7 protein-coding genes and 2 pseudogenes (1 of these 9 running past the window's edge) are annotated in these 8,056 nt (G+C 67.0%); 4 read left to right on the top strand and 5 right to left on the bottom strand.

Annotation, left to right across the window (positions count from 1 at the left end):
- Together E6G06_21870 and E6G06_21865 are read right to left on the bottom strand one after the other, a co-directional pair.
- A partial coding sequence (locus tag E6G06_21870) for a hypothetical protein (protein TML85671.1) occupies positions 1 to 793 on the bottom strand: 793 nt, incomplete at its 3' end.
- Positions 794 to 1,777: 984 nt separating this feature from the next.
- The gene (locus E6G06_21865; GenBank protein ID TML85670.1) at positions 1,778 to 2,761 is read right to left on the bottom strand and encodes an integrase; all 984 of its coding nucleotides are present in this window, start codon (positions 2,759 to 2,761) and stop codon (positions 1,778 to 1,780) included.
- A 307-nt stretch (positions 2,762 to 3,068) separates the two neighbouring features.
- On the opposite strand from E6G06_21865, the gene E6G06_21860 reads away from it, so the two are divergent.
- The 3 genes and pseudogenes from E6G06_21860 to E6G06_21850 all read left to right on the top strand — a co-directional run bounded on the left by E6G06_21860 (position 3,069) and on the right by E6G06_21850 (position 4,583).
- The gene (locus tag E6G06_21860) at positions 3,069 to 3,368 is read left to right on the top strand and encodes an STAS domain-containing protein (protein ID TML85669.1); all 300 of its coding nucleotides are present in this window, start codon (positions 3,069 to 3,071) and stop codon (positions 3,366 to 3,368) included.
- A 1-nt stretch (position 3,369) separates the two neighbouring features.
- The gene (locus E6G06_21855) at positions 3,370 to 3,933 is read left to right on the top strand and encodes an ATP-binding protein (GenBank protein TML85668.1); all 564 of its coding nucleotides are present in this window, start codon (positions 3,370 to 3,372) and stop codon (positions 3,931 to 3,933) included.
- 308 nt (positions 3,934 to 4,241) lie between these two features.
- Positions 4,242 to 4,583, top strand: a pseudogene (locus E6G06_21850) (ATP-binding protein).
- 120 nt (positions 4,584 to 4,703) lie between these two features.
- Here E6G06_21850 and E6G06_21845 read toward each other — a convergent pair.
- A complete protein-coding gene (locus tag E6G06_21845) occupies positions 4,704 to 5,954 on the bottom strand; it encodes an alpha/beta fold hydrolase (GenBank protein ID TML85672.1) in 1,251 nt (416 codons plus the stop codon).
- A 216-nt stretch (positions 5,955 to 6,170) separates the two neighbouring features.
- On the opposite strand from E6G06_21845, the gene E6G06_21840 reads away from it, so the two are divergent.
- Positions 6,171 to 6,596, top strand: a complete 426-nt coding sequence (locus E6G06_21840; GenBank protein ID TML85667.1) for a hypothetical protein — start codon at positions 6,171 to 6,173, stop codon at positions 6,594 to 6,596.
- A gap of 13 nt (positions 6,597 to 6,609) precedes the next feature.
- Here E6G06_21840 and E6G06_21835 read toward each other — a convergent pair whose 3' ends face one another.
- Both E6G06_21835 and E6G06_21830 read right to left on the bottom strand, forming a co-directional pair.
- Positions 6,610 to 8,052, bottom strand: coding sequence for a PKD domain-containing protein (locus E6G06_21835; GenBank protein ID TML85666.1), 1,443 nt, complete (start codon positions 8,050 to 8,052; stop codon positions 6,610 to 6,612).
- Positions 7,967 to 8,056: pseudogene (locus E6G06_21830) on the bottom strand (DNRLRE domain-containing protein) (it continues 792 nt past the right edge of the window). The gene E6G06_21835 and the pseudogene E6G06_21830 overlap by 86 nt, the downstream one beginning before the upstream one ends.

Raw genomic sequence — 8,056 nt, 5'->3', positions numbered from 1 at the left:
GGTCGACGAACAAGACGGTTCGTACCAGCTCGCCGATGGTCTCTGACGGCGGCGTCGTCTCCTCCATCAGGTGCAGCAGCAGGTCCTCGCGGTTGGCCCGCTCCCACGCCTTTCGGTGGAAGTAAACCACCGCGGGTTCGACCAAGTCGGTCATAGGGTCCGCCACGCCCTGGGTGGCGGCCATGAGATCGGCTCCGGAGCGGACCTCGGCCCGGAACCGCTCGTGGACGTAGAGATGGAACACCCGCGTCATGGTCTCGGAGACCCGATCGAGCGAGGCCGCGAGGACGCGCACGATCTGGACCATCGCCTCGACCGGCAGGCCGAACGCCAAGGCGGCGTTGGCCGCCTGCATGATCCCGAGGTCCTCCTCGTACACGAGGGCCTGGTCGCGGAGGCCCGCCGCGAACCAGAAGGTGTCGAACAGCTCGGGGTCCACACCGATCCTGGCCGCCGCCTGCTCCCGGCTCATCGCCACCTCGCGCCCCGGTGTGATGCCCCACCGGGTGAAGGACGCCAGCATGTCGCCCTGCTCTTCGCAGATGCGAGCCAGCTCCGCGGGCGCGATGCCCCGTCGAGCCACGAAGCCGATCAGGCGTATCCGCTCCAAGTCCTCGCGGCTCAGCTCCTCGCCCTCGTTCAAGAGCGCGAGAGATTGCCAGGCGCGGATGTCGTCGGCGTTTTCGGCAGTGATCGCCGCGGCCTCGTCGACGGTCACGATCCTGCGTTCTCCCGTCGCTGCGCCGCTCCGCCAACCTGGGTCAATGCCAGGCGGTCCCACTGCGATGTCCAAGTCCGGAGAGGCCGAATAACTCGACCACCGACGCCGTCACGCAGTTCTCGACGGAACTCGCCCTCACCCCTTCACCATGGCCTGGGTCCCGAAGCGTTGGTAGAAGCGGGCAAAGCCCGAGTGGGTGGACCTTGTCCGTCTTTTGGGCCACACGGCAACGCTACTTGCCGAACGGCGCAGTAAGAGCAGTCAGGCTTGCTAAGGCTGTCGATGCCGGAGGATGCCTTGGAGCACCGCCACGTTGTCCTCGATCGAGTTCTTGCAATCCAGAACCACGTCGACATCGGCTGGCGGCTTCCACGAACGGCTCGTTTCCACCACGTGATCCCAGGTGAGTTCGTACCAGCCCGGGATCCCCCGAGTGCGCGCTTTGACGCGTGACCGCTGGAGATCGAGGTCATCGCAGGTGGTGAGCACGACCAGGCACTCGACGCCATGCTCTCTCGCCAGGTCCCTCGTCTGGGTCACCTCCGTGGTTCGCACGAGGCCATCGAGGACAAACGGACGTGCCCCGTTGCAACTGCGCTCGACTCAGTTGCCATATCACGGCCCACCCGACGGCCCGGTACGTCGGACGATCGAGGGCCTGGAGTGTCTCTTGGACGCGATCGAACGGCGTTAGTGCCGCCATGACCCAGTCCCAGGCGAAGACGGGAGCGTTGAGCATGTCCCCGCACCGTTCAGCGATGGTCGACTTCCCGGTCCCCTGGAGGCCGGTCACAAGCACCAGCACGACCCGCAAGGATGCCCGCTCGGCGCTCGTTTCTGGACACCCCGCAGCGCGTCATTTTCGTCATCGCATCCCGGAGGGGTTGAGCCTCGAAGGCGGCCATCGGTTGGAACGGGGCCAGCACCAGACCAAGCTGTCGGGCCAAGGGCAGTCGAGCACTCTCGATCCCCGCGACCGTGCTCAACGCTACCGATGGCAACTCGGCGAGAGCTGCTCGACACCACGCCGAACGCGGTCACTGCGCGGCTCAACTCTTACAGGCCCACCAACGCCGCCGCGTTGTCGCGGAACAATGAGCCCTCGCGGATGTAGCTGCGCACCATCGGCAACGACTTGTGCCCCGTCTGCGCCATGATCGCCCGCTCGGATGCCCCGGCCGCGGCTGCTGATGTCGCCAGCCCTGCGCGCAGCGAGTGCCCCGCGAACTGATCGGGGTCGAGACCGACGCGCGCCGCGGCGCGTTTCACGATCAAGGCCACCGCCGTGCCGGACAAGCGCGCCTCGCCCACCCGACCATGACGGTCCACGGGATGGAACACCGGCCCATCGTCGATCCCCGCGGCAGCGCGCCACGCCCGCACCGCGCGCACCGGACAGGTCGCGGGATGCGATCCGTAGGGAACGCCCACGCGGCGGCCGACTGCGTCTTGGTCGGTCTTGGAGCGCCGCACGGTGATGACCAGTCCGTCGTTCTGCTCCGCCACGTCGGCCACGTCGAGTCCCACCAGCTCGGATCGGCGCAGGGCGGCGGCGAAGCCGAGGAGCAGCAGGGCGCGGTCGCGCGCTCCGGCCAGGGTGTCGGGCATCGCCTCGACCATGGTGCGCACGTCCGCGGTGAGCGCGGGGGTCTTCTGCTCGGGTGCTGTCCCAAGGGTGCGGCGGATGCCCGCCAGGGTGGTGCGCACGCGCAGGTCGCTCGTCGGAGTGGGGTGGCCCGCCGCCTGATGGGCCTGCGAGATAGACGAGACGCGGCGCTGGAGGGTGGAGGGCTTGGCGACTCGCGCCAGGTCGGTCAGATAGAGGGCGACGGTGTCGGGCGAGGCGGGAAGGGCGTCCGCGCCATGGGCGCCACACCAAGCCTCGAAGTGCGCCCAGTCACTCCGGTAGGCGCGCAGCGTGGCTGGCGCCTTGGCCGCGCCCACGAACGCCCGCGCCTCCTCGGCCAGCGTGGCCAGCGCGGTGGCGACGGCCGGAGCGGGGACCGAGCTGAGCGTTGGGTCGGGCGTCTGGCTTTCGATATCGTCATCTTATCGGAGGTCAGATCCGAGAACGAGCGATCCGTGGGGACTCGACCGATGGCTGGACTCGGAGTGACAGCGGTCCGGCTGGCACCACTCCACGTACACGCCCACCCCTCGTTGCGGCTCCGCGTATGCAGGGCGATACTCTTCGTGGCTGAGCAGCGAGCCAGAGGAGGTGTTCCGACGTCAGACGGCTCACCCACCGGCAGACCTTCCTCTCGCTCGGGTCGCGTTGGGATGGAGGAGGTTGGATGTCGAAGGAGTCAGACCGCCAGCGCTCGGTTCCCCCGCTCGCTGACGAGGCGTGCGCCACGTCTCGGCCAACGGTGACCACGTCGTCGTGGCCGTCGGGGAGATCGACATGGCCACTGCGCCCAGGCTGTGGGAGGCGTTGGCGCCGCTCATCGAGGCGGGCCATCGAGAAGTGGTCTTGGATATGGCCGGGGTCGAGTTCATCGACTCCCAGGGCATCGCGGCGATCGTCCGTGCCCACAGGCGACTGGCTCCTGAGGGTGGGACCGTCGTCATCCGCGCCCCGCAGGCACAGGCCCGCAAGGTGTTCGAGGTCACGGGTCTCACCCATCTGATCCAACTCGAAGAATGACCTGACCCGGCTCGAAGGGCCGGACGATCGTTGCCAAGGTCCTGGCTCGGTTGCCCAGCAGCCACCGAGGCGTGAGCCGGTGAACGCTTCCTCAGCGAGCGGCAGTGAAAACCTCGACGCGGGGGGAGTCGATCGGCCGCCCTTGGGTAGAAACAGGTTTCCACTGGCGCTGGGAGACACGGATGCGAGCCAGGACCTGACGCCCGACCCCGAGAGTGCGAGGGCGGCTCGGCGGTTTGTGGATCGTACGTTGGCGGGCTGGGACGGACCCGAGGCTCGCGACGATGCCGTGCTGCTGGTGGACGAGTTGGTGACCAACGCCATTCGCCACGCCCGCACGCCCGTGGATCTCGCCCTGGAGGTAGGCGACGACGCCCTGTACGTCGAGGTGTATGACGCCGACCCCGCGCTGCCCGTGCTCCGCAACCCGGGGCCGACCCAAACCTCGGGTCGGGGTCTGCCCACGGTGGCGGCGTTGGCCGATGTCTGGGGCGTGCGACCAGAACCCGTGGGCAAGGTGGTGTGGTTCCAACTGGCGGCCTCACGAGTGGGGGCCGACGACTAGGACCGGCGGGTCAGTCGCTCGGTTTCGTAAAGCGCGACCGACTCCACGTCGATCACACCAGGGGACGTTCTGCTCCATGGTGCGGGTTCGTGAGCAGGCTCACAAGCCACCCGCGGGCTCGGCCGCGGCAGGTGGGAGCCTGGCGACTCGCCTTGCCGTCAAGCCCCAACGGCGCCGGAGATGACCGTCCTCGACACGGTGGCAACGATCAACAAGTTGAGGAGCGCGGTACGCGGAACGGAGCCGAAATACGGGCAGCACTGGCTGGACACGGTTGGCCTGTCGACGAGGCACGCTACGCACGCACCGTGCTCCCGCCGCTCCCCACGAGCGCAGGGGCGGGGCGGCGTTTTCTGCGCGACCGGCTGAACGACTGGGGCTATCCGCTGGCGCACGCCGAAGTCCCATGTCTGCTCATCAGCGAGCTGGTCACCAACGCCATCGTGCACACCGGCACCTCCGTGGGCCTGAGCCTGCGTCTCGCGGGTCGGCGGCTGCGAAGCGTCGTCTCCGACGAGAACAGCCGCGTCCCCGTGCCCCGACGGTGCGAGCCAACCGACGACACGGGGCGCGGCCTGCAACTGGTCGCGGAGCTGGCCGACCAGTGGGGCGTGGAGGCCACCACCGCGGGGAAGGCGGTGTGGTTCGAGAGGAGCGGCTCCACGGGGGATAGGAGCAACGATGAGCGTCGGGTTGTGCTGTGGAGGCCGACAACGGGGGTTGATACTCACCGCCGCGAGCGCTCCTCATCGCACTTCCCAGATCGTCTGTCAACCCACCACGGCGAACAGCTTCCAGGACCCTGGCACGCCCTTGAGTTCGTGCTCGCCTCGGTCGGAGAAGACGATCCCCGACCCGGCCACGAGGTCCACTACGGTCCGAGAGACGAGCACCTCGCCGGGTTCGGCCTTGGCCGACACTCGCTGGCCGATGTGCACCGCGATCCCACCCACGTCCTCGTCGCGCACCTCGACCTCGCCGGTGTGCAGACCGGCCCGTACCTCGATGCCGAGGCTCCGAACCGCGTCGCGGATGGCACACGCGGCGCGGATCGCCCGGCCGGGACCGTCGAAGGTCGCCAGCGTACCGTCGCCCATCGCCTTGACATGGTTGCCACGGAACCGTTCCAGCTCTCCATGTACCACTGCGTCGTAGCGATCGAGCGTCTGGGTCCAGCGCCGGTCGCCGACATCGACCGCCCGTTCCGTCGACCGGACGATGTCAGTGAACAACACGGTGGCCAACACTCGATCTAGTTGCGGGATCGAGCGGTTTCCCGTCAGAAACTCCTCGACAGTGGCGAGCAGACCGTCGGCATCGCCGAGCCAGAAGATGTCCTCGCACCCTGGCAGTTCCACATACTTCGCGCCAGAAATGTGGGCGGCGAGGAAGCGGCCCTGGGTCACGGGGGTGGCACGGTTGTCGACGCGATGGACCACCAATGTCGGCACGGTGATGACCGACAGCACCTCGCTCACGTCGCTGGCCAGCGTCACCCGCAAAAAGGCGCGGGCCGTCGCGGGACTGGCGCCTCGATGACCCGCGCGGTCCCACCAGTCTCGGAACGCGGGGGCGTCCGCGACCTCCGGTGCGGCCAGGCGGAGATAGTCGAAGTCCGAGGAAGAACCCGCGGGATCGACAAAGGCTTCGACAACCTCGTCAAGCTCGGCTGCGGGCAGAGCCGAGCCAAGTCCCACCGACGTTTGGGCGAACGAGTTGACCAAGACGAGCGCCTTCACTCGATCGGGGAAAGTCGCCGCGAGCATGATCGCGACAGGGCCGATCTCGCACGTGGCAAACACTGCCACGCGCTCCGCGCCGACCGCGTCGAGCACGGTCAGCGCATCATGTGCCCATTGCTCCAGTGTCGGGGGGTCCGACAAGCCCACTGGATCGGACAGTCCGACGCCACGGAAGTCGAGACGGATGAGCCTGCTGAACGAGGCCAGACGATGCAAGAACCGAGCCAGCGCAGGCTCCTCCATCATCGCATCCACGGGGACAAACCCGACCGGCATCATGAGCACGTCCAAGGCGCCAGTGCCGAGAACCTGATACGCCAGATGCAGGCCGTCGGCGGTCTTGGCGTATTTCGTTTCTGGCAAACTCACCACGGCGGCCTCCGGCGCCCAGTCTTACTGCAAGAGCAAACGGCGGAGCGCGATCACGTGGGTTGGTGAGACTGAGGGCTTCGAGTCCTGGCCTCGCAACCTGCCCGCGGGAGCATCGCCTCCGCGTTGACCACTGAGGCCGGGGTCCCGACCTACGTGTCCGGCACGGGTCAGGTGGCGACCGTCTGGCAGTACCAGAGCGGTCGGTTCGCGCCGGTGAACACCGTCCGCCTCGACTACCTGGTCAACACCGGGGTGGCGATCCAGATCGGCGACGTGACGGCAGACGGGCGGGCCGACTTCATCGTGCCGATCGAGGCCGCCTCCGTCGTGGAGGGCTCCGTCATCTCAAAGGTCGGGGGCGACTGGCACATCGTGCCGTTCAACGCCGGGAGCTACCCGTTCAGCGCCGCGTGGGAGAACCTGAGCATCACGGGCGGCCGACTGTCCTCGATGGAGGACGACTGCGTGCCCAACTGTGCCCAGGGCACCACCAGTCAGTTCTTCTGGCACTACGACCCAGGCCAGGGCGGGCACTTCGAGCGAGGCTGAGATCAACTCTCCGTCATGGGGTGGTCACGGACACGGAGTTGCTCGGTTGGCTCTCATTGGCCACCCCATCAAACGCGGTGACGGTGTAGGTGTATGTCGTGCCCGAGTTGACACCAGCGTCGGTGTAGGTCGTCGTGTCCGGGGCGATCGTCGCGTAGGGAGTCGACTGCCCGTCCCGGTAGATGCGGTAACCAGTCAACCCTGAGCCACCGGAATCCGTGGAAGCCGTCCAACTCAACCCGACCGTGTTGTCCGGGTTCAGGGCGCCAGACAGGGTCGGCACCGACGGAGGCACGTTGTCCGGAACAAACACGGACACGAGGTTGCTCTCCGTTTGATTGCCCGCGGCGTCATAGCCCGCGACCACGTATGAGTACGTCGAGTTGGTGGGGGCGTTGTTGTCGACAAACGTGAGGGCAGCGGGGTCGACCGAGTCGGCGTACGGCGTTGGATCGCCGTTGCGGGAGATCTTGTAACCAACCAAACCGGACCGTCCGCTGTCCACGCTCCGGCTCCAACTCAGAACAGGTCGATTGCTACTGTCCAAACTCGCGGTCAATGCTGGCGCGCTCGGCGCGATGCTGTCCGGAGTGCGGGTGGTCGCCGCGTTCACCACCAGGCTGCTCATGAGCGCCGCACCGGCAGCGTTGAGATGCACCCCGTCGCCGGTCCGCAGGCTCTGATCAAGCACCGGCCCGCCAAAGGGGTAGTACGCATCCACATACTGCAAGGCTGGACTGCCTGCATGTAACGAGTGGTAGATCGTGGTGATCGGTCCCGACACTGCATCAAATGACGAGACAGCCGAGGTCGGCGGATTGTCGACCCACCAGAAGAGGGCGCCACGACTCAATCCGATGGAGCTGACTTGCGCGGCTCGCTGTGTCCAGAGGGCGAAGAACTGGGGACTCGCAGGTTGCACCGTGGTGTCGATGCTGTTGCTCTGGTCGTAGTTGCCGATTTCCTCGACTGCGATCTCGTCCGGATCGAAGTTGGAGACATATGTCTGGATCTTCTGCACCTCGTCGGGGATGGCCGACAGCAACCCGATGCCGAGATCTGCGATGAGGCTGACCGTGTAACCCTGCTGCGCGAGCGACTTGGTCGCATTGGGGCAGTAGTTACCCGTGATCGAGTTGCCCATGAGCAAGATGCGCGTCGAACCGGGCAGCCGATTTGGCCGATCGAAGGGCGTGACGTTGATCGTCTGGGTGGTTGAGGTGCTGGCCGTGGTGTTGGTCGCGGTCAGCGTGATGGTGTAGCTCCCCGGTTTGGCGTAGACGTGCGCGGGCGGGACCCGTAGGCGAGAAGTCGAGCCGTCGCCGAAGTCCCACGACCACCGCTCAACCGGTCCCGTCGACGTGTCCGTCTCATTCACCGACACCGGTGCCACCCCTCCGGACGTGTCGGACGAAAAGCCGGCCAGCGGGGGTGTCGGCGGTAGGCCGTTGCTCACCGTC

Source organism: Actinomycetota bacterium (assembly GCA_005888325.1).
Lineage (GTDB): Bacteria > Actinomycetota > Acidimicrobiia > Acidimicrobiales > AC-14 > AC-14.
This window is presented reverse-complemented; position numbering and strand designations above follow the sequence as displayed.